The sequence below is a fragment of the Gammaproteobacteria bacterium genome (assembly GCA_030949385.1).
Taxonomy (GTDB): domain Bacteria; phylum Pseudomonadota; class Gammaproteobacteria; order JAUZRS01; family JAUZRS01; genus JAUZRS01.
This window is the reverse complement of record JAUZSP010000007.1, coordinates 252,334-270,944: the sequence shown is the minus strand read 5'-3', so window position 1 is coordinate 270,944 and position 18,611 is coordinate 252,334. Positions and strand designations below refer to the sequence as shown.

The window sequence follows — 18,611 nt, the reverse complement described above, 5'->3', positions numbered from 1 at the left end:
GGCGCTAAAACAGCCAAGCCCCCCCATGTAACTCTGCAATACTTCTGGTACCAAAATCGAACCGTCTTCTTGCTGGTAATTCTCCAACACCGCCACCAAGGTACGACCGACGGCCAAACCCGAGCCGTTGACGCTGTGTAACAGTTCGGGTTTTTTGCTGTTGGGGTTGCGCCAGCGCGCCTGCATCCGGCGGGTCTGAAAATCGAGGAAATTGCTGCACGAAGAGATTTCACGGTAGGCGTTCTGACCAGGCAGCCAGACTTCCAGATCGTAGGTTTTGGCCGCCGAAAAGCCGAGATCGCCACCGCAGAGGTTAACCACTCGATAGGGCAGATCCAATTTTTGTAAAATGGCTTCGGCGTGGCCGGTCAGCTCTTCCAGTGCTTGCCACGACTCGCTGGCAGGCACCAACTGCACCATCTCCACTTTTTCAAACTGGTGCTGGCGAATTAGGCCACGGGTATCGCGCCCGTAGGAACCGGCCTCAGAACGAAAGCAAGGGCTGTGACAGACGTAACGAATGGGCAGATTTTTGGCCTCTACGATTTCATCGCGCATGAGGTTGGTCACCGGCACCTCGGCGGTGGGGATGAGGTAGTAGTCGGAGTCAGCGCCGATGGCAAAGAGATCCTCGGCGAATTTGGGCAGTTGACCGGTGCCGCGCAGGCTGTCGCCGTTGACCAGATAAGGCACATAGACCTCTTCGTAGCCGTGATCGCCGTGGTTGTCGAGCATAAACTGGATCAGGGCGCGATGCAGACGTGCCATCGCTCCGCGCATGACCACAAAACGCGAACCGGCGATTTTCACCCCCGCTTCAAAATCCAACCAGCCGTTGGGCAAGCCTAGATCAACATGATCTTTGACTTCAAAATCGAAGGTTTTTGGCTCACCCCAGAGGCGCAGTTCTTGGTTGTCGCTTTCATCTTTGCCCTCGGGTACCGATTCGTGGGGCAGATTGGGGATGCCCATCAACAGTTGGTTCAGCTCTCCTTGCAGTTCGGCCAGTTGTTGTTCGTTCGCTTTTAGCTCATCGCCCAACTGGGCGACTGCGGCCAGCAGCGGTTTAATGTCTTCACCAGCGGCTTTGGCTTTGCCGATGGATTTTGAGCGGCTGTTGCGCTCGCTTTGCAACTCTTGAGTGCGGATTTGCAGTGATTTGCGTTGTGTTTCCAGTTGATTAAAGGCATCGGTGTCGAGTTGATAGCCTTTTTTGCTCAGATGTTGAGCGGTCTGGTTGAGATCGTTGCGCAGCAGTTTGGAATCAAGCATAGGAGTCGGGCGTCTGGCTGATATGGAAAGAGGCGATTATGGTACAGAATAGGGGGGCTTGCCAACAGGCGCTTAGAGGCGCGCTGTGAGTACGCCCAGCCAGACGGCAAATAAGCAGGTGCTGACACTGAGCAGCATGTTCAAGCCCGCTTTCAGATAGGCGCTCTGTTCCAGCAGGTTTAGGGTTTCAAAAGAGAAGGTGGCGAAGGTGGTGAAGGCACCGAGAAAGCCGATGATCACCGTGGCGCGCCATTCGGGGGAGAGGCTGAATCGTTCGATAAACCAGACCGAAAGCAGGCCGATAAAAAAAGAGCCAATTAGGTTGACGACCAAGGTGCCGTAAGGAAAGCCGCGCCCCATCAGATGGTAGACTCCGTTGGAAACACCGTAACGTGAAACAGCGCCTAAAGCGCCGCCAACGGCGATTAATAACAGTTGTTTCATTGGGATCCAAAGACCAGAATATTTTGAGGGGGACGGTGGAGAGTATCCGCATCGACGTGGTAGCGTCAACCTTCTGAGGTACTGCGATTGCCTGCTTGATCAATCACCACCACGGTAAGTTGATGCCACTGTTCATTACTCAGCTCTGTGTTGAGAGACCAGCGACCGTCTGCGGAGCTGCTGATCAAGGCCAGAGGGCGGTTGTCGAGTAAAATTTCGATGCTGCTGTGTGGCTCGGCAACGCCTTTGATGCGGCTTTTCCCTTTGCCGATCAACCCGCTGTCTGCGGACTGAAGCAACACAGTGGGGGCGGGAGGGATGCGATCCAGCGTAATGCGCGTCTGTGCGCTGGCACCGCTTTTGCCCGCGTGATCTTTAAACTGCACATAAAGGGACTGTTCACCTTCTTGATCTTCCAGCTGCCACAGTAGGCTGCCATGATGGGGTAGCCAGTCGCTCCACTGTTGCTCGTCAGAGCTGATGCGTACTTCGGCGCAGCCGCTGCGGTCGTCGTGGCACGTAAGCGTTAACAGCACGGAGCGATCATTGGTTATCTCGCTGCCGTGATTGATGCGTACTGTGCCAGAGGGCGGCGCACGATCTCCGCTTGCACCTAATTTTAGGCTGCGGCTGTTGAGGCTGTTTGAGGCGTAAAACGTCTGTTTACCGCCTTTGAAGTCGGGAGAAAGTGTCAAATAAGCAGAATAAGTTCCATTCTTTGAGAGGGAGGAGGTGGAGGTGTCGGCCGTATCTGATTCGGCAGATTGGGTTTGTGAATGGCTCTCACGACGGGCTTGCTCGCTTTGCTCCTCATTCAAGCTCTCGATCAGACCGGTGGCGGCGTTGACTTTACGAATGCGATGATTGAGGGCATCGGAGATGTAGAGATTGCCCATGGCATCCAGTGAGATGCCGTCGGGCCAGTTGAGGCTGGCTTCTGTGGCCAGACCGCCGTCACCGCTGAAACCGGCGTTGCCGTTGCCCGCTACGGTGGTGATGATGCCGCTGTCGAGATTGAATTTGCGAATGCGATGGTTGTTGCTGTCGGCGATGTAAAGATTTTGGCCGTCGATCAGCAGGTCATAGGGCATGTTGAGTTGAGTGTCGAGGGCGTATTGATGATCGCCATTGAAACCAAATTGGCCGTTACCGGCGACGGTGCTGATGATGCCCGTGGCCGCGTCCACTTTTCGAATCCGCGAGTTGCCTGCATCGGCGATGTAAAGGTTGCCGTGGAGATCAAAGGCAAGGCTAGCGGGAACATAGAGGCACGCATCAGTGGCCAGACCACCGTCGCCGGAAAACCCCACTTGACCCTTACCTGCGATCACTTCGGCGGTGCCGTCGAGCGCGCTGATTTTTACAATCTGTGAGCGGGTGATGTCGGTGATGTAAGCGTTGCCTTCATAGTCAAGAATCACTTTTTGAAAGGGGGTGTACTCTACGGCGTGCAGTGAGAAGGTGAGGCTAAGGCCGATAAGCAGGAGAAGACTTTTTAGGAAATTTATTTTTGGCATGATCTGAATTCTTTGTGTTTTTGATGTTGTTTGGTGTGCCTTCCATGCACGGTAACGAATACGTCGCATCTTCAAGGTTGACCCAGATTAAGTCGATTTGTTTTGTCTTATTTTGTGATAAATGTCTGAAATTTATCTTTTTTCTGCACAATTTTAGCGGTGTTGTGATTACACTTTATTGTGCCAATGTGTGCTGTAGCAAATGAGGTTCTGGAGAGTCCTGTTAAATTCGCTACAGAAAAGGTGATAAAGGTATGGGGGGTTAAGGTTGCATTGCAGCCAATTGCAGTGCGCCGGAGTTGAGGTTGCCTGCCACATCAATGACCACCACCGTGACGTGGTGCTGTTCTGCATCATCCAGTTCCGTATCGAGAGACCAATGGCCATCCACGGCGCTGCTCACCAGCGCCAAAGGGCGGTTGTCCAGAGAGACCTCGATGGTGCTGTGAGGTTCAGCAAAGCCCTCGATGCGGGTTTTTCCCTTGCCACTCAGCCAGCCATTGGCCGGTTGGACTAAAAAAGGGTTTGGCGGTGGCATACGGTCCAGCGTGATGCTGGCCTGCGAGCTGGAAGAGAGATTGCCCGCACGATCTTTAAATTGGGCGTAGAGGGTCTGTTGGCCTTCTTTATCTGCCAAACGCCAAAGTAGATTGTCATCGTGTGTTTGCCAATCGCCCCAATGTTGCTCGTCATGGCTGAAGCGTACCTCGGCACAACCACTGGTATCATCACGGCAAGGTAGGTTTAAAATCACCGCACGGCTGTTGGTGATTTCACTGCCGTTATTGATCTGTACCTCACCGCTGGGTGGTAAATCGTCGCCCGTGACCCCCAATTTTCGGCTGCGACTGTTCAGGCTGTTAGAGGCGTAGAAGGTCTGTGTGGCTTCTGTTGTTTGACTGTAGGCAGAGTGGACAAGCTGAATTTCATTGTCAGTTGAGTGTTTAAAGGATGATGTGTGTGGGGGAGATTTTTGTTTTGAATGCAGTTGAAAGGTGCTTTCTGTTTCAGTGCTGACCCGTTCTGCTTGATCTTGATCGAGGCTCTGAATCAGGCCGGTGGCTGCATCCACTTTGCGAATCCGATGATTGAGGGCATCGGAGATGTAGAGGTTGCCCATTCCATCCAGTGCAATGCCGTCGGGCCAGTTGAGGCTGGCTTCTGTGGCTAAACCACCGTCACCGCTGAAACCGGCGTTGCCGTTGCCTGCCACGGTGGTGATGACACCGCTATCGAGATTGAACTTGCGAATGCGGTGGTTGTTGCTGTCGGCAATGTAGAGGTTGTTTTGGTTGTCAATGAGCAGGTCGTAGGGCATGTTGAGCTGGGCATCGAGGGCGTATTGATGATCGCCATTGAAACCAAATTGGCCGTTACCGGCAACGGTGCTGATGATGCCCGTGGCGGCATCCACTTTGCGAATCCGTGAGTTGCCTGCATCGGCGATGTAAAGATTGCCGTAGAGATCAAAGACAAGGCTGGCAGGCACATAGAGGCTGGCTTCGGTGGCCGGTCCGCCATCGCCCTCAAAGCCCGCCACGTTGTTACCGGCGATGATCTGCTGACTTTGGTTGATGGCGTCTATTTTTACAATGCGAGAGCGGTTAATATCCGTCACATAGGCATTGCCTTCGTGATCTAGAATGACTTTTTGAAATGGGTTGTTATTCGCTTGAGCTGTGCCCAGCAACAACAGACTCAAGCTGAGACTGAAACAGAAAAGCAGGGTTAGGGGGGTAATGCGACGGTTTTTTTTCATGTTGTTAAGGCTCTTAGTTGGCGTTCTTTCCACACACTGAGCAATAACGGTTCCTTGAGCGTGAACTTTTGCACCTGTTGTTATGTTTTGTCAGTTTTTGTGATAAATGTCTGAAATTTTTCTTTTCACCACGCAAAAGTGGTTACTTTATGATCAAAATTTACCGCAGTAATCGTTTAGAGCAGTTGGCAAACCTATTAAGTGCTCAGTTGAGTGAGTCAAAAGAGAGATCTCTTCAGGCGGAAACGGTGATTGTGCAGAGCAACGGCATGTCTCGTTGGCTCTCCATGTGGATAGCTGAGCGGTTGGGGATCAGTGCCAACGTCAAGTTTCCGCTGCCCGCCAGTTTGATTTGGAAACTGTTTCAGGCCAGCCAGAGTGCATCATTGGAAAATCGAGCTTGGGATACGGCGCACATGAGTTGGCGTTTGATGCAGCTTCTGCCGGAGAAGATTCAACAGCCTGGTTTTGAGGCGTTGCGAGAGTATTTGCAGGACGCCGATGATCTGCTGCTCTATCAATTGGCCTGGCGGATTGCTGATCTTTACGATCAATATTTGGTTTATCGCCCTGACTGGATTATGGCGTGGGAGGCCGGTGAAGAGAGTTTTTGGCAAGCAGAGTTGTGGCGCGCGCTGGTGGAGTTGGAACAGAACCCTCATCGGGTGCAGCTGCAACAGCACTTTTTTGAGCATTTGAATGAAGAGCTGATTCAGCGTGCCGGTTTGGGCAAACGATTGTTTTTGTTCTCCATTTCGGCGGTGCCGCCGGTTTATCTACAGGTGTTTGAGGCGCTTTCCGAAAAGATGGAGGTGCATCTGTTTTTGCTCGATCCTTGTGAGCAGTTTTGGGGCGACATCATCGACCGTAAAACAGAGACTCGTTTGCTGAATCGCAGCGACGGTGAACGGCTCTATCTTGAGCGCGGCAATACCTTGCTGGCCTCGTGGGGCAAGCAGGGGCGCGACACCTTTGATCAGCTGTTGGCTTTTGATCCCATGCAACTTGAGGGTTATCAATCTCCGCTTGAGGAGGATGTTCCGGCAACCCTGCTGCGGCATCTGCAACAAGACATATTAGAACTGCAAGATCGCCCTCTGGAAGAGGGTGCAGAGGTGATAGACGAAGAGGATCTGTCTCTGCAAATTCACAGCTGCCACTCGCCGCTGCGCGAGGTGGAGGTGCTGCACGATCAACTGTTGCGCTTGTTTGAGCACGATCCCACCTTGCAGCCCCGAGATGTGATGGTGATGGGGCCGTTGATGGCGCAGTACGGCCCTTTAATCGAGGCGGTATTTGCCAGCGCACCCTATGAACGTCGCATTCCGTTTAGCTTGGCGGATCGCAGTTACGCCGATGAAAACCGGCTGCTGGATGATTTTTTCTTGCTGTTGGATCTGGTTAACTCCCGTTATGAGGTGAGTTTGTTATTGAGTCTGTTGGAGAGCGAGGCGCTGCAAAAACGTTTTGGCTTCAGTGTCGATCAGTTGCCGCAGATTCAGCAGTGGCTGGAAGAGACGCAGGTGCGTTGGGGCATTGATGGTGCAGATCGAGGAGCGATGGGGTCTGCCAGAGGTGGAGCAGCACAGTTGGTTGGCGGGGCTGGAGCGGATGGTGTTGGGTTACGCTCTGCCTGGCGGTGAGCAGCATCTGTTTGCCGGTCTGTTGCCTTACGATGAAATTGAGGGTGAAGCGGCGCAACTGTTGGGGTCGCTGGCCAAACTGATGCGTCAACTGGTGGCGTTGAAGAGCGAGTTGGCTGAGGTGTTGGTGGTGGATGAGTGGCAGCTGCGTCTGCGTCAGTTGCTGGAAGACTTTTTTGTGATTGATGACGACAACGAGCAGAACGCCCACGCGCTTTCGGAGGCCTTGGCGCAGCTGTCGAGCAGCGCCGCTGATGTGCAGTTTGAACAGGCGGTATCCTTGGCGGTGGTGCGGCGCTTTTTGCTGTCGGAGCTGGAGCGCAATCAGCGTGCGGCGGGCTTTATCAGTGGTCAGGTGACGTTTTGTTCAATGGTGCCGATGCGCAGCATTCCGGCGCGGGTGATCTGCCTACTGGGGATGAACGACGACGATTACCCACGTCGAAATACGCCGCTCAGTTTTGACTTGATGAGTAAAGAGTTTCGCCGTGGGGATCGTTCACGGCGTGACGATGACCGTTATCTTTTTTTAGAGAGCTTGATCTCGGCGCGGGATGTGTTTTACCTCAGTTACGTTGGCCAAGACATTCGGCAAAACACACCGCGTCCGCCGTCGGTGCTGATCAATGAGTTGCTGGATTATGTGCAGCACGGTTTTGTTGTTGGAGAGGGGATTAATGTGGTGTCGCATTTGGTGACAAAACACCCGCTGCAACCTTTTAGCCCGCGTTATTTTTCTCAGCAAGAAAAACTTTTCAGCTACGCCGCTGAGATGCTGCTGGATCTGCAACAGGCAGCAGAGTCAGAAATGGCCTTTTTTGCTGCGCCGTTGGCGGAGTTGGGCGATGAGTGGTCGCAGTTGGCTTGGCCGCAGTTGGTGAGTTTTTTCCGTCATCCGGTGCGTTTTCTCTGTCGGCATCGTCTGGGCATTCAGTTGGAGCTGTCACTGGCTGAAGGGGATGATCGAGAACCGTTTGACCTTGATCCTTTGCAGCAATACCAACTGCGTGAGCGGATGTTGAGCCAACGGCAAGCGGGTGCAGATGAGGCGCAGGTGCAGGCATTGCAAATGGCGGCCAGCAATTTGCCTCACGGTTTGAGCGGTGAGCTGGCCTTTGAGCACAGTTTTGAGCGCGTCGAGTCTTTTTATCAGAATCTTAAAGAGTGGCGGTTAGCAGAACTGGAGCCTCTGGAGGTCAATTTAGAGGTTAACGGCGTGGGTTTAACGGGGTGGTTGTCGGGTGTAACCGAAGGGGGGTTGCAGCGTTATTTTGTTGGCAAGCTCAGTGGCAAGCGGTTGCTGGAGAGTTGGATTCAACATTTGATTTTGAATTTGGTGGCGGGGTCAGGTCAGTGTCGTGTCTCGCATATTGTGTGTGAGGATCGTGAGGTGATCTTTCCTGCTTTGTCCGATGCGAAGGTGCAGCTGGAGACTTTGTTGGAGCTGTTTGCCGGTGGTTTAAGGATGCCTTTAAACCTGTTTCCAAATCTTGCCTTTCATTATATGGAGACGATGTTGGCAGAGCAGGAGAAAGAGAAAAATGGCAAAAAGTCAAAGTCTGCTGATGAGGTTTTGCAGGTGAGTCGGAATAAGTGGGTTGATGAGTGGCAAGCGCCTTCGGAGGCCAGCGATGTGTATCATCTGTTGGTGTTTAAAAAATTCAACCCGATCAATACCGAGTTTCAAGGCTTGGCGGAGAGGGTTTTTCAGCCAATTTTTGCTGTCGCTGAGTTTACGTGATTTGTTGTTTGAGTGAGCTATAATGAGATCGTAAGTGATGTTGGATTAAACTATAAAAGGACAGAAGACGATGCCTGTAGAACAGATGTTGTATACGGATGCCAGAAAATTAATGCAACCGGGTGATGTGATTGCCTTTGGTGGTAAAGGTCATTTTTCTGAAATTATTAAAATGGCGACGTTTTCCAGCGTCTCCCATGTGGGGACGATTCTGCAAACAAAAATTCCAGAAGACGACAGCGGTCGGTTTTTTAATCAGATCATTGAGTCGGCCACCATTCGAGGGTTTAGCGGAGTGAGTGTGTCTAGACTGAGTGATCGTTTGGATGAGTACGAGGGGGAAATTTGGTGGTTGCCGCTCTCCGCTGAGCTGCGTCAACAGCGGTTTAAGCAGAAGGCTTTTTTTGATTTCTTGTTTAAACAAGCCAAAGAGAAAAAACCCTACGACATGCCGCAAGCGATTGGTTCGGCGATTGATGCTTTGGATAATTTGCCCTTTGATATTAAAGGGCCGGGGTATAACCGTGAGGATTTCAGCAAATTTTTCTGCTCGGAGCTGGTGGCGGCAGGCTTGGAAGTGGCGGGTGCGACGGGCAGCATTAACGCCTCTGAGGTGACACCGATTGATCTTTGTCGCTGGAATATTTATCAAGATACCTATTATCAGCTCAAAGGGGAGAGCAAGGTGATCTCTCGTTTTAATCGGGCTTCGCCCTCGGATTGGAACGCCGAATAGGGTTTTTTATAGGTGTTTGTGCCAATAGCACAGGATTGAAAAACGGGCCATAATGGCTCGTTTTTTCGTTGTCAAATGGGGGTGTTATGAAGACGATGTTGAGTGTGGGTTTGGGGGTGTTGCTGGCCGGTCAAGTGATGGCGGCAGAGGTGCGGAATTATCCAGCGGATAAAGTAGGCGCGCACACGTGGGTGATTCATGGCCCCATTGGCTTGCCCTCGGTAGAGAATCAAGGTTTTATGAACAACCCCTCATTTACGGTGACGGATAAGAGTGTGGTGGTGATGGATCCGGGTTCGAGTCGCCAAGCGGGAGAGATGGTGTTGCGTCAGATTCGTAAGTTGACCGATAAGCCGGTGACGCATGTGTTTAACAGTCACGTTCATGGCGATCACTGGTTGGGTAATCAGGCGTTTAAACAGGCTTATCCTAAAGCGAAATTTTATGCCCACCCTGAGATGATCAAAATGGCGCACGAGGGTGAGGCGGAGTCGTGGTTGAAGGCGATGCTGAGCATGACCGAAGGGGCAACCAAAGGCACCGAGGCGGTGATTCCTACGCAGGTGTTGAAAAACGCTCAAAAAATTGAAGTAGATAATCTGACTTTTGAGGTTTACTTGAGTGAGCACGCGCACACCAAGACCGATGCGATGATTAAGGTGGTGCAAGACGGTTTGTTGGTGACGGGGGATAATATTTTAAACCAGCGCATTGGTCGGATGGACGATGCCAGTTTTAGGGGCAACATTGCGGCGTGTGAAACGGCCAAAAACAGCGGTGCAACTCTGTTTGTGCCCGGGCATGGCCCCAGCGGTGATGCGGCTTCGACCCTGACCTTTTGTGATTATTTGAGCAACCTTTACACGCAAGTGGGCGAGCAGGTGGAGGAGGGCTTGAGTGCTTTTGAGATTAAACCCTTGTTACTGCCTCAATTTCAAGCGTTTGCCAACTGGCCTGGGTTTGAGGAGGAGTTCGGTAAACAGATCTCTTTGGCGGCTTTGGAGTATGAGCAGGCGGCGTTTGAGTAGAGTTGTTTAGAGATTTATTTTCTGTTATTCTGAGGCTTGATTGATAACAGCGTCAATGGCCGTACTTTTTTTTGCCAATATTGTTCGGGTTGGCGTGTAAGTATTTGGTTTTTAACGCGATAGTCAGTTTTTAAGAATTGGCCGTGTTAACTAAATAAACGGCCAGTGGCCGTTTATTACAGAGATGCAGCAGGCGCTCCGCGCCTACTGCATCGGTTCTGCGGATGTCCATCCCCTTGCTGGCCGACGCTGCGCGCAGTCCATCAAGCGCCTGAACCGGACGAGCCTTATGAAAATAAATTTTCAACGGAGCGCCGGTTATCCGCAGAACCGTTATGTTTCGTAGATTAATAAAAGGTTAAGGAGACTAAATTGAAAGAAAGCAATATTTTTAAAGACATGGAAAATGATGTCAATTCATCAAATTTAGATGAAGCCACAAAGAAAAAACTTTTTGAAAACATCTTAAATTTAAAGAATAAAAAAGTGAACCTCATGATAACTGGGGCTACTGGCTGTGGTAAAAGTTCAACAATAAATGCAATGTTTAATATGAATGTTGCTAAAGTTGGAATTGGTGTAGACCCAGAAACAATGGAAATTAAAAAACATGAGCTAGATAATTTAATTTTATGGGATAGTCCTGGTTTAGGTGATGGTAAAGAAAAAGATATAAAACATTCAAAGGGGATTATTTCAAAACTTAATGAGCTGGATGAAAATAATGATCCATTAATTGATTTGGTGTTAATTATTCTTGATGGGGGGAGTCGAGATTTAGGTACATCTTACGAGTTAATTAATTCTGTAATTATTCCTAACCTTGGTAAAAATGCGAAAGACAGGGTTTTAATTGCTATTAACCAAGCTGATGTAGCGATGAAAGGTAGGTACTGGGATTTTGAAAAAAATAAACCAGAGCCTAAATTAGTCGAATTTTTAGAAGAAAAAGTTAAATCTGTAAAAAATAGAGTGCAAGAAGCAACAGATGTAAATATAGAGCCTATTTATTATTCAGCAGGATTTAAAGAGGAAGGAGAAGCTCAACGACCTTATAATTTATCTAAATTACTCTATTTTATCGTAAAAAACACGCCATCAGAAAAACGGCTAGCTTATGTGAATACAACTTCAGATGATAAAGAGATGTGGGAAGATAGCGATGAAATTAAGGATTATAATAAAGAAATTAAACAAAGTTTTCTAGAGAGTATCAAAGAAAATGCAACTAAAGGTGCTGATATAGGTGGAACAATTGGTAGTGTTTTTGGTAGTGCTGGAGAAACAATTGGTCGAGCAGTCGGGTCTGTAGCTGGTGCAGTATGGGGTGGTATGAAAAGTTTATTTGGGTGGTAGGATGTTTAGAAATTACAGAAAATCTGATTTAGATACTAAATTAAATATTATAGGGATTAATCCATTAGATGTAATGGTTACTGGTGTTACAGGGGCTGGAAAATCCACAACTTTAAATAGTATTTTTCAAAAAGAAGTTGCAAAAGTTGGCAAAGGTGTTGAGCCTGAAACGATGGCTTTAACAAGTTATTGTTTAAATGGTTCTTTCCGCTTATGGGATACTCCAGGATTGGGGGATGGCATAGAAAAAGACCGTGAACACTCTAAAAATATAATTAAATTACTTTATAAAGATTACTCCGTAGATGATAAGCAACATGGCTTTATAGATATGGTATTAATTATAATTGAAGGCTCTAATCGGGATATGGGAACAAGCTATAAATTATTGAATGAAGTAATTATTCCTAATTTTCAGAAAAAAAGAGTACTTGTTGCTGTAAATCAAGCTGATATGGCAATGAAAGGTAGGCATTGGGATTATGATAATAATAAACCCATGAAAAAATTGAAAGATTTTTTAGAGGCTCAAGTAGATTCTATTCAAAATAGAGTGAAAGAAGCAACAGGAGTTAATATTATAAAACCAATCTATTATTCAGCTGAGCATGGCTATAATATTGATCTTTTACTTGATTTATTAATTGATAATATGCCAAGTAAAAAAAGAAATTTAATGATGAATTAAAAAAACATAACAAATTGCTCAACATTGACAGCTAACTCAGCCCAGCTTTTGTGTATTCGCTATCGCTCATTATTACACAAAAACTGGGCTGAGTTAGCTGCAAGTTAGCAAGGCGATGCAGCAGGCGCTCCGCGCCTACTGCATCGGTTCTGCGGATGTCCATCCCCTTGCTGGCCGACGCTGCGCGCAGTCCATCAAGCGCCTGAACCGGACGAGCCTTATGAAAATAAATTTTCAACGGCGCGCCGGTTATCCGCAGAACCGTTATCCTCTGCAAAGAGGTCGAGAAAATATGAAAAAAGAAGAATACGTCACAGCAATATCATTTTTAACAATATCTCTACAATTCTTTTCACTTGTCCAAAATTCATTGCAAGAGATAATTTTGTCAAAAAATGAATGGATAGTTGTATCAGATGATGAAGCAACCATTGAAGAATATGAGAAAAAAACAGCATGGAGTGACCACCAAGTAATCATCCCTGTTTTATTTAATTTCTATCATGGACTGGAGCTATTCCTAAAGGGTTTGATGCAATTTGACAATAGTTTTTAATTAAAGGCAAAACACTCAATAGAAGGACTTAGTGCTGAGTTTATTAAAGACAACCAAAAAGAAGAAGATATTTGTAATTTTCTGAAAAAATATACGCATCTTGGACAACTTCCTTCTTTACTAAGTGACTTTCTCAAAATGAATAACCTCACAGTAAACAAATTATACGAGGCGTTACGATACCCTACAGATCCATCATTCACAGAAAACAGATCATATCTTGCATTAAAATACAAAGGAGAAGATGGAATAAAATTTTTCGAAGATCTTCTTCTTGATCTGGAAAAAGTAAGAAAATCTGCTGTGAAGTATGGCAGGTCTTTTGAAACTAAATAACATTACTTTCGGAGGAAAATTTATGAAAATAAAATCGATTATACTGGCCTTGTTATTCCTTGTTATTCCTTGTTATTCCTTGTTATTCTATCTGTAAATTTAGCGTCAGAAAAAAGTTTCCGAGACCGTGAATCCGAGGAGAAAATCGCCACGATTTATGGAGTAAGTATAGTTCTTGCTGGGTTAGCAATTGGTGGAGGAATTTATCTGAGCAGAAGAAGCCCTAAGAAAAAAACGTCAGAAAATTATGAAGAAAAAGGATAACAAGTCAATTAACCTGACCCGCAACTCGTCGGCGTTTTTTCTTGTAGATTCAAGAGAATAGCCGTTTATAAAGTTTATCGGTAGCTGCACGGCGGGCAGGTTGTCTCAAACGATGCAGCAGGCGCTCCGCGCCTACTGCATCGGTTCTGCGGATGTCCATCCTCTTGCTGGCCGTCGCTGCGCGCAGTCCATCAAGCGCCTGAACCGGACGAACCTTATGAAAATAAATTTTCAACGGAGCGCCGGTTATCCGCAGAACCGTTAGAGCTCAGTAAAAATCCACATCCTGTAGTAAAATATAACTTATCATTCAATAGAATTAAGAGAATAGAAATTGAGACCAAAAAGCGGGCTTCCCAAAAGAAAAGCACTTAGAAGAATGCCTGAATATGAATTCGGCTTTAAAAAAAACCCTAATGTTTTAGCTAGAAGAAAAGATGATAAAAACTATAGAATAAAATGGTCAGTTGCTAGTATGTTTACAGGGTGTGGCGGCTTTGATCTAGGAGCAGAAGGAGGGTTTACCTTTCTGGATAATTACTATCCAAAATTACCATTTGAATTAAAGCAAGCCTATGAAATTGATGAGCGAGCATGTGAAACATATAAACTAAACATTTCGGAAAATATATCTTGTTGTGACTTAGTAGAAATGGATCCATCTTTGATGCCTTATGTTGATATTCTTACAGGAGGGTTTCCGTGCCAAGATTTTTCCTCATGTGGACCAAAAAAAGGTCTTGAAGGCAAAAGAGGAAAGCTATACAAAGTAATGGTTGGGTATATGAAGCATCATCAGCCAAAAGTGGTTATTGGTGAAAATGTGCCATTCCTTTTATCTCTACATAATGGCGAAATTGTTGAAAAAATTCTAAAAGATTTTAGGGAGTGTGGTTATGATTTTTCAGTGTGGCAAGTATATTGCCCTGATTTCGGCCTTCCTCAAAGCAGAACCCGAATCTTTCTTGTTGGATTTAGGAATGATCTAACTATAAAGACTCCTCCTATACAGCCAACACCAACTCATGTTTTTAAAATTGTACCTATTGATGAAGCACTTCAAAGTTTAGAAAAAATCACAGATGAAACAGTATCAAATCAAAGCCAATACTTTGTTTCAACTAAGGCAACCGCAGGTGCTGGGCAAGGAGATCAAACATCTAAGCGTGGTGAGCTGGGTTATACTGTTAGGGCAAACCCCAAAGGGCGTGTTCACTTCCATTATGAATTAGATAGAAGACTTACCGTAAGAGAAACTGCAAGACTTCAATCGTTTCCCGATGAATTTGTGTTCCCACATGCCGCAGGGAAAAATTTCATGGAAATTGGTAATGCAGTACCACCTATTGTAGGTCACCATATAATGACACAAATTGAAGGTTTTTTACGCACCAATAAAATTCGTCCAGGAAAAGAATAAAATGACAGATGCTGATTTAATAAAAATATTTACAGACCCAATAAAAAAGTGCGCGGACTACAAACCAGTATTTGGGACTAAGAAAAAAAATGGGGTCTCACTTTCTGAGTTTAGAGCATTGTATGGTAGTGACCCACTTTATTCATGGGTAGGACTAGATTCTGACTATATGTATTCTGCACATAAAGCCGCAGGTGGTATGACTAGTTTTTACCGCCAGCTAGGTATTGGATGTGAAAGACTGGTTCGAGAAATAATAAAAAGCTCATTAAATATTAATGAAGATCAGGCTAACTGGTCTTATGAATATACGAATCCTCAGGAGAAAAAAGCAAAGCTTTCTTTAGATGCTAGGATTGATACTAACCATTTAAAAGACAAGGCACGAATTTCTATAATTAATAATTGGTGCAAAGAAAGCTTGTCCACCTTGAACAACAACCGAGCTGGAATAAAGGGGGCTGTTTTCGAGGTGCGTCAAGGTTATAAAAGTGCAGATTCAAAAAGGCAAAATGCTGATTTGCGAAATGCCGTAAGAGCTTATAACGAAGATTATCTCCCCGTAGTTATGGTGATGAGCAATCAACTTAATGAAACAATTAGAAGTCGTTATGCAGGCTCACAAATACTAATTCTTTCTGGGATAATGAATGGAAACAATAAGGAATGCACGTATTCATTTTTTAAAGATATTGTGGGTTTTGATTTAGAAGAATTTTTCAAGAAAAATCAAAAAAAGATTCGTGCTGAAATCGAAGGCATTCTTTATAACTTAGTTCAGCCCTAACAAACGCATCACTTGACCGTAAAAAGCGTCATTTTTTTGCGATGCAAAAAAAACGCCCCTTTTTACGGTCAAGTGATGCGGGCGATGCAGCAGGCGCTCCGCGCCTGCTGCATCGCTTCTGCGGATGTCCATCCCCTTGCTGGCCGTCGCTGCGCGCAGTCCATCAAGCGCCTGAACCGGACGAACCTTATGAAAATAAATTTTCAACGGAGTGCCGGTTATCCGCAGAACCGTTAGCACTCAAAACATATCAGCATATTGCATTAACTCAAGGTAAAATGGATCAATGATATTTTTAGGATGTAATAGCCGTAAATGAAACCAACAGCAATTAGTTTGTTTTGTGGTGCGGGTGGTTGCTCTCTTGGATTTAAACAAGCGGGCTATGCCATTTTGTATGCAAATGACAAAGATGTAGCCGCAGTTGAAACGTATAAGAAAAACTTCCCAGAAGCCATATGTAGCCACGAAGATATAGACAACCTAAATTTCTATGAAATTATGGACAATGTTGGGTTGCAGTCTGGAGAACTTGACATATTAATTGGTGGCCCACCATGCCAAGGATTTTCAACTGCTGGAACACGTTTTTGGGATGATCCTAGAAATCACCTTCTAAAAAGTTATGTCAAAGCACTAAAAACATTAAATCCTAAATGGTTCATAATGGAGAATGTTGAGGGTTTACTTACTTCAAATAAAGGAAAATATATTTTTGAAGCTGCCAATGCCTTTATTAGCCTTGGGTACGACATTAGAATTGAAAAAATATATTCTCAAGAATATGGTGTGCCTCAAAGAAGAAAGCGTGTATTGATTGTTGGTAATCGCATTGGGCATAAATTCAAAATGCCAGAACCAACCTTGAAAGTGTCCGGTCAGATATTTAGAAATTCTGATGTTACCATTAATCACGCGATTAGTAGCTTACCTCCTGCGACAAACGATAAAACCAAAGTATTGAAGCCAGTAGAAGACTCACCAGTTGACAACTTTGATTTTTTTCTTCGAGAGAATTCTAATGAAATAACCGATCATTACTCTCCGAAAATAGAAGGAATCCAACTAAAAAGAATTTCCGCCTTAAAGCCAGGGCAAACAATGAAAGACTTACCAGTTGAGCTTCAGCATGAGTCATTCAAAAAAAGAGCCAATAGACGAGTTGCTGATGGAACGCCAACAGAAAAGCGTGGTGGCGCACCTTCAGGGCTAAAAAAACTGCATTTAAACGAACCCTGCCTGACAATAACTGGTGCAGCAACAAGAGAACTTATACATCCCCTTGAAAACCGTCCTTTAACTATCCGTGAATCGGCTCGGATACAAACATTTCCTGACAGCTTTAGTTTTTGTGGTAATGCGTCCCAAAAAATTCAGCAGGTGGGGAATGCCATCCCACCTCTCTTAGCGCGTATTTTTGCCGAGCATATTAAAGGTGATTATGGTTTTAATGGTGGTGCTGTAAGTTCAGGTAAAATGCTTGGCTTTCTACTCACAAAAGCAGGAGCTATGAGTCCTGCGCTTAAACGAACAGATATGATGCTCAGTGGGATTTTAAATAAAAATAAGGAGCAACAGGGCAACCTGTTTTAATAAGAATATGACAAATACAGCTTTTATTAGAAATTTATACTCAAAATGTAAAATGCACGGATCTGGTGATGCTCAGGTGGTTATTTCTAATGGTGAGTTTTTATCTTTAATTTCCATAACAATAAATGATTTGGGATGGTCATTTGATGAGCTTGGTATTGTCGCCTCCGATCTTCCTAATAACTCATATTATCAAATCCCATTAAGTTGGTTTGATAACCAAGAAAATTTAGATATATCATCTGACGTTATTGTTAATGCTTTATCAACGTGTTTTGGCAAAGATAATGATTTTGGGTTATTTATAGAAAACTTATCAGCATTGCATCGTCGTAGAGTTAAGTACAAAAGAATCTTGTCCACTCAACCTATGCCAAATATGGATCAGATTGGCCCTAGAGTTCTATTAGAGTATGGAGGGTGTGATACAACTCTCTTAGCTAACTGGATGGTGTGGCGTAAGTGGATTTACGATATTGATAATCGTTCAGCACAAGAAACAGGTTATCTATTTGAGCCTCTTTTAGCGAGTTGTTTGGGTGGTGAGCCTGTAGGCTCAAGAAACTCCCCAGTTAAAAGACTTGATTCTAATGGGCAGCCTACAAATAAAGGGCGGCAGATTGATTGCTTGGTACCAACAAATAACCGCACCTATGAACTTAAATTACGAGTTACAATTGCTGCTAGTGGTCAAGGTAGGTTTGGCGAAGAACTTTCTTTTCCTGTAGAGAGCCAAGCCGCAGGATTTATACCCGTGCTACTGGTTTTAGATCCGACTCCATCGTCTAGATTAACTGAATTATCAAATAAATATTTGGAAAGCGGAGGTGAATTCTATCAAGGTGAAGACGCTTGGGAACATATGGAGCAAGAAGCTGGTGCGGTCGTATCAGTTTTCATAGAAAATTATATTAAGCCTGCAATACAAGATATAGAAGAAGTTGAAATGCCAGTGCTGCAATCTATTAATCTAAGCTGGTCAGAAGAAGCTATAGAAATATCGAGCGCAGAAAATAGCTATTTAGTTAATCGTACATAAGTGCTAACAAATAGCTCCAGCGGACAATTTAAAGCGTCACTTTTTTTTGCATACGCAAAAACGTGCCACTTTAAACTGCCGCTGAGCAAAGCGTTAGCTACAAAAACAGACCTACCTTGATTATAATTACATTGTAGTTATAATCTAGCTATGGATAGTATAAATTTCGAATGGGATGAGGTGAAAAATGCATCCAATCAAAATAAGCATGGTGTGAGCTTTGAAGAGGCTCAATCTGTATTTAGTGATGAATTAGGTCGATTAATCCCAGACCCCGATCATTCGGAAAATGAAGAGCGCTTTATTCTTATGGGAATAAGTAATAAAAACAAGCTCTTAACTGTTTGTCATTGCGAAAGAAAATTAAACACTATTCGTATCATTTCTGCTCGTAAAGCAGATAAATGTGAACTTAAATACTACGAGGGCTAA

General features: G+C 45.4%; 16 protein-coding genes and 1 pseudogene. 12 read left to right on the top strand and 5 right to left on the bottom strand.

Going from position 1 to position 18,611, the window contains the following annotated elements:
* Positions 1 to 15 precede the first annotated feature (15 nt).
* The 4 genes and pseudogenes from serS to Q9O24_10800 form a co-directional block, all read right to left on the bottom strand.
* Positions 16 to 1,272, bottom strand: a pseudogene (serS, locus tag Q9O24_10815) (serine--tRNA ligase).
* Positions 1,273 to 1,344: 72 nt separating this feature from the next.
* Complete coding sequence (gene crcB / locus Q9O24_10810; protein MDQ7075617.1) at positions 1,345 to 1,716, bottom strand: fluoride efflux transporter CrcB; 372 nt, start codon at positions 1,714 to 1,716, stop codon at positions 1,345 to 1,347.
* Between the two features lie 65 nt (positions 1,717 to 1,781).
* The gene (locus Q9O24_10805; GenBank protein ID MDQ7075616.1) at positions 1,782 to 3,233 is read right to left on the bottom strand and encodes a hypothetical protein; all 1,452 of its coding nucleotides are present in this window, start codon (positions 3,231 to 3,233) and stop codon (positions 1,782 to 1,784) included.
* Between the two features lie 262 nt (positions 3,234 to 3,495).
* Positions 3,496 to 4,992 (bottom strand): hypothetical protein, encoded by a 1,497-nt coding sequence (locus Q9O24_10800; protein ID MDQ7075615.1) that lies wholly within the window; start codon positions 4,990 to 4,992, stop codon positions 3,496 to 3,498.
* Between the two features lie 149 nt (positions 4,993 to 5,141).
* On the opposite strand from Q9O24_10800, the gene Q9O24_10795 reads away from it, so the two are divergent.
* From Q9O24_10795 to Q9O24_10755, 9 genes are all read left to right on the top strand, one after another.
* Entirely contained in the window at positions 5,142 to 6,635 is a 1,494-nt protein-coding gene (locus tag Q9O24_10795; GenBank protein MDQ7075614.1) for an exodeoxyribonuclease V subunit gamma, read from the top strand.
* Positions 6,532 to 8,376, top strand: coding sequence for an exodeoxyribonuclease V subunit gamma (locus Q9O24_10790; protein MDQ7075613.1), 1,845 nt, complete (start codon positions 6,532 to 6,534; stop codon positions 8,374 to 8,376). The genes Q9O24_10795 and Q9O24_10790 overlap by 104 nt, the downstream gene beginning before the upstream one ends.
* Before the next feature lie 70 nt (positions 8,377 to 8,446).
* Positions 8,447 to 9,112 (top strand): hypothetical protein, encoded by a 666-nt coding sequence (locus Q9O24_10785; GenBank protein ID MDQ7075612.1) that lies wholly within the window; start codon positions 8,447 to 8,449, stop codon positions 9,110 to 9,112.
* An 86-nt stretch (positions 9,113 to 9,198) separates the two neighbouring features.
* The gene (locus tag Q9O24_10780) at positions 9,199 to 10,140 is read left to right on the top strand and encodes an MBL fold metallo-hydrolase (protein ID MDQ7075611.1); all 942 of its coding nucleotides are present in this window, start codon (positions 9,199 to 9,201) and stop codon (positions 10,138 to 10,140) included.
* A gap of 399 nt (positions 10,141 to 10,539) precedes the next feature.
* Positions 10,540 to 11,496, top strand: a complete 957-nt coding sequence (locus tag Q9O24_10775) for a GTPase (protein ID MDQ7075610.1) — start codon at positions 10,540 to 10,542, stop codon at positions 11,494 to 11,496.
* A gap of 1 nt (position 11,497) precedes the next feature.
* The gene (locus tag Q9O24_10770; protein MDQ7075609.1) at positions 11,498 to 12,184 is read left to right on the top strand and encodes a GTPase; all 687 of its coding nucleotides are present in this window, start codon (positions 11,498 to 11,500) and stop codon (positions 12,182 to 12,184) included.
* A gap of 115 nt (positions 12,185 to 12,299) precedes the next feature.
* Positions 12,300 to 12,740: a hypothetical protein gene (locus tag Q9O24_10765; protein ID MDQ7075608.1), complete on the top strand. Its 441-nt coding sequence runs from the start codon at positions 12,300 to 12,302 to the stop codon at positions 12,738 to 12,740.
* Positions 12,741 to 13,719: 979 nt separating this feature from the next.
* Positions 13,720 to 14,760, top strand: a complete 1,041-nt coding sequence (dcm, locus tag Q9O24_10760) for a DNA (cytosine-5-)-methyltransferase (protein ID MDQ7075607.1) — start codon at positions 13,720 to 13,722, stop codon at positions 14,758 to 14,760.
* Position 14,761: 1 nt separating this feature from the next.
* Positions 14,762 to 15,547, top strand: a complete 786-nt coding sequence (locus tag Q9O24_10755) for a hypothetical protein (protein ID MDQ7075606.1) — start codon at positions 14,762 to 14,764, stop codon at positions 15,545 to 15,547.
* Here the strand turns inward: Q9O24_10755 and Q9O24_10750 are convergent.
* On the bottom strand, positions 15,533 to 15,754 hold the full coding sequence (locus Q9O24_10750) for a hypothetical protein (GenBank protein MDQ7075605.1): 222 nt from the start codon (positions 15,752 to 15,754) through the stop codon (positions 15,533 to 15,535). The genes Q9O24_10755 and Q9O24_10750 overlap by 15 nt on opposite strands.
* Before the next feature lie 108 nt (positions 15,755 to 15,862).
* Between Q9O24_10750 and Q9O24_10745 the strand changes: the two genes are divergently transcribed.
* The 3 genes from Q9O24_10745 to Q9O24_10735 all read left to right on the top strand — a co-directional run bounded on the left by Q9O24_10745 (position 15,863) and on the right by Q9O24_10735 (position 18,611).
* Positions 15,863 to 17,140 carry a DNA cytosine methyltransferase gene (locus Q9O24_10745; GenBank protein ID MDQ7075604.1) on the top strand — a complete coding sequence of 426 codons (1,278 nt, stop codon included), beginning with the start codon at positions 15,863 to 15,865 and terminating at the stop codon, positions 17,138 to 17,140.
* Between the two features lie 7 nt (positions 17,141 to 17,147).
* Positions 17,148 to 18,179, top strand: a complete 1,032-nt coding sequence (locus tag Q9O24_10740) for a restriction endonuclease (protein ID MDQ7075603.1) — start codon at positions 17,148 to 17,150, stop codon at positions 18,177 to 18,179.
* 150 nt (positions 18,180 to 18,329) lie between these two features.
* Positions 18,330 to 18,611, top strand: a complete 282-nt coding sequence (locus Q9O24_10735) for a BrnT family toxin (GenBank protein MDQ7075602.1) — start codon at positions 18,330 to 18,332, stop codon at positions 18,609 to 18,611.

Excerpts from the sequence above, each read along its gene's own strand:
- crcB (MDQ7075617.1), bottom strand. The coding sequence starts at position 1,716 with ATGAAACAACTGTTATTAATCGCCGTTGGCGGCGCTTTAGGCGCTGTT.
- Q9O24_10805 (MDQ7075616.1), bottom strand. The coding sequence starts at position 3,233 with ATGCCAAAAATAAATTTCCTAAAAAGTCTTCTCCTGCTTATCGGCCTT.
- Q9O24_10800 (MDQ7075615.1), bottom strand. The coding sequence starts at position 4,992 with ATGAAAAAAAACCGTCGCATTACCCCCCTAACCCTGCTTTTCTGTTTC.
- Q9O24_10795 (MDQ7075614.1), top strand. The coding sequence starts at position 5,142 with ATGATCAAAATTTACCGCAGTAATCGTTTAGAGCAGTTGGCAAACCTA.
- Q9O24_10790 (MDQ7075613.1), top strand. The coding sequence starts at position 6,532 with ATGGTGCAGATCGAGGAGCGATGGGGTCTGCCAGAGGTGGAGCAGCAC.
- Q9O24_10785 (MDQ7075612.1), top strand. The coding sequence starts at position 8,447 with ATGCCTGTAGAACAGATGTTGTATACGGATGCCAGAAAATTAATGCAA.
- Q9O24_10780 (MDQ7075611.1), top strand. The coding sequence starts at position 9,199 with ATGAAGACGATGTTGAGTGTGGGTTTGGGGGTGTTGCTGGCCGGTCAA.
- Q9O24_10775 (MDQ7075610.1), top strand. The coding sequence starts at position 10,540 with ATGGAAAATGATGTCAATTCATCAAATTTAGATGAAGCCACAAAGAAA.
- Q9O24_10770 (MDQ7075609.1), top strand. The coding sequence starts at position 11,498 with ATGTTTAGAAATTACAGAAAATCTGATTTAGATACTAAATTAAATATT.
- Q9O24_10765 (MDQ7075608.1), top strand. The coding sequence starts at position 12,300 with ATGCAGCAGGCGCTCCGCGCCTACTGCATCGGTTCTGCGGATGTCCAT.
- dcm (MDQ7075607.1), top strand. The coding sequence starts at position 13,720 with ATGCCTGAATATGAATTCGGCTTTAAAAAAAACCCTAATGTTTTAGCT.
- Q9O24_10755 (MDQ7075606.1), top strand. The coding sequence starts at position 14,762 with ATGACAGATGCTGATTTAATAAAAATATTTACAGACCCAATAAAAAAG.
- Q9O24_10745 (MDQ7075604.1), top strand. The coding sequence starts at position 15,863 with ATGAAACCAACAGCAATTAGTTTGTTTTGTGGTGCGGGTGGTTGCTCT.
- Q9O24_10740 (MDQ7075603.1), top strand. The coding sequence starts at position 17,148 with ATGACAAATACAGCTTTTATTAGAAATTTATACTCAAAATGTAAAATG.
- Q9O24_10735 (MDQ7075602.1), top strand. The coding sequence starts at position 18,330 with ATGGATAGTATAAATTTCGAATGGGATGAGGTGAAAAATGCATCCAAT.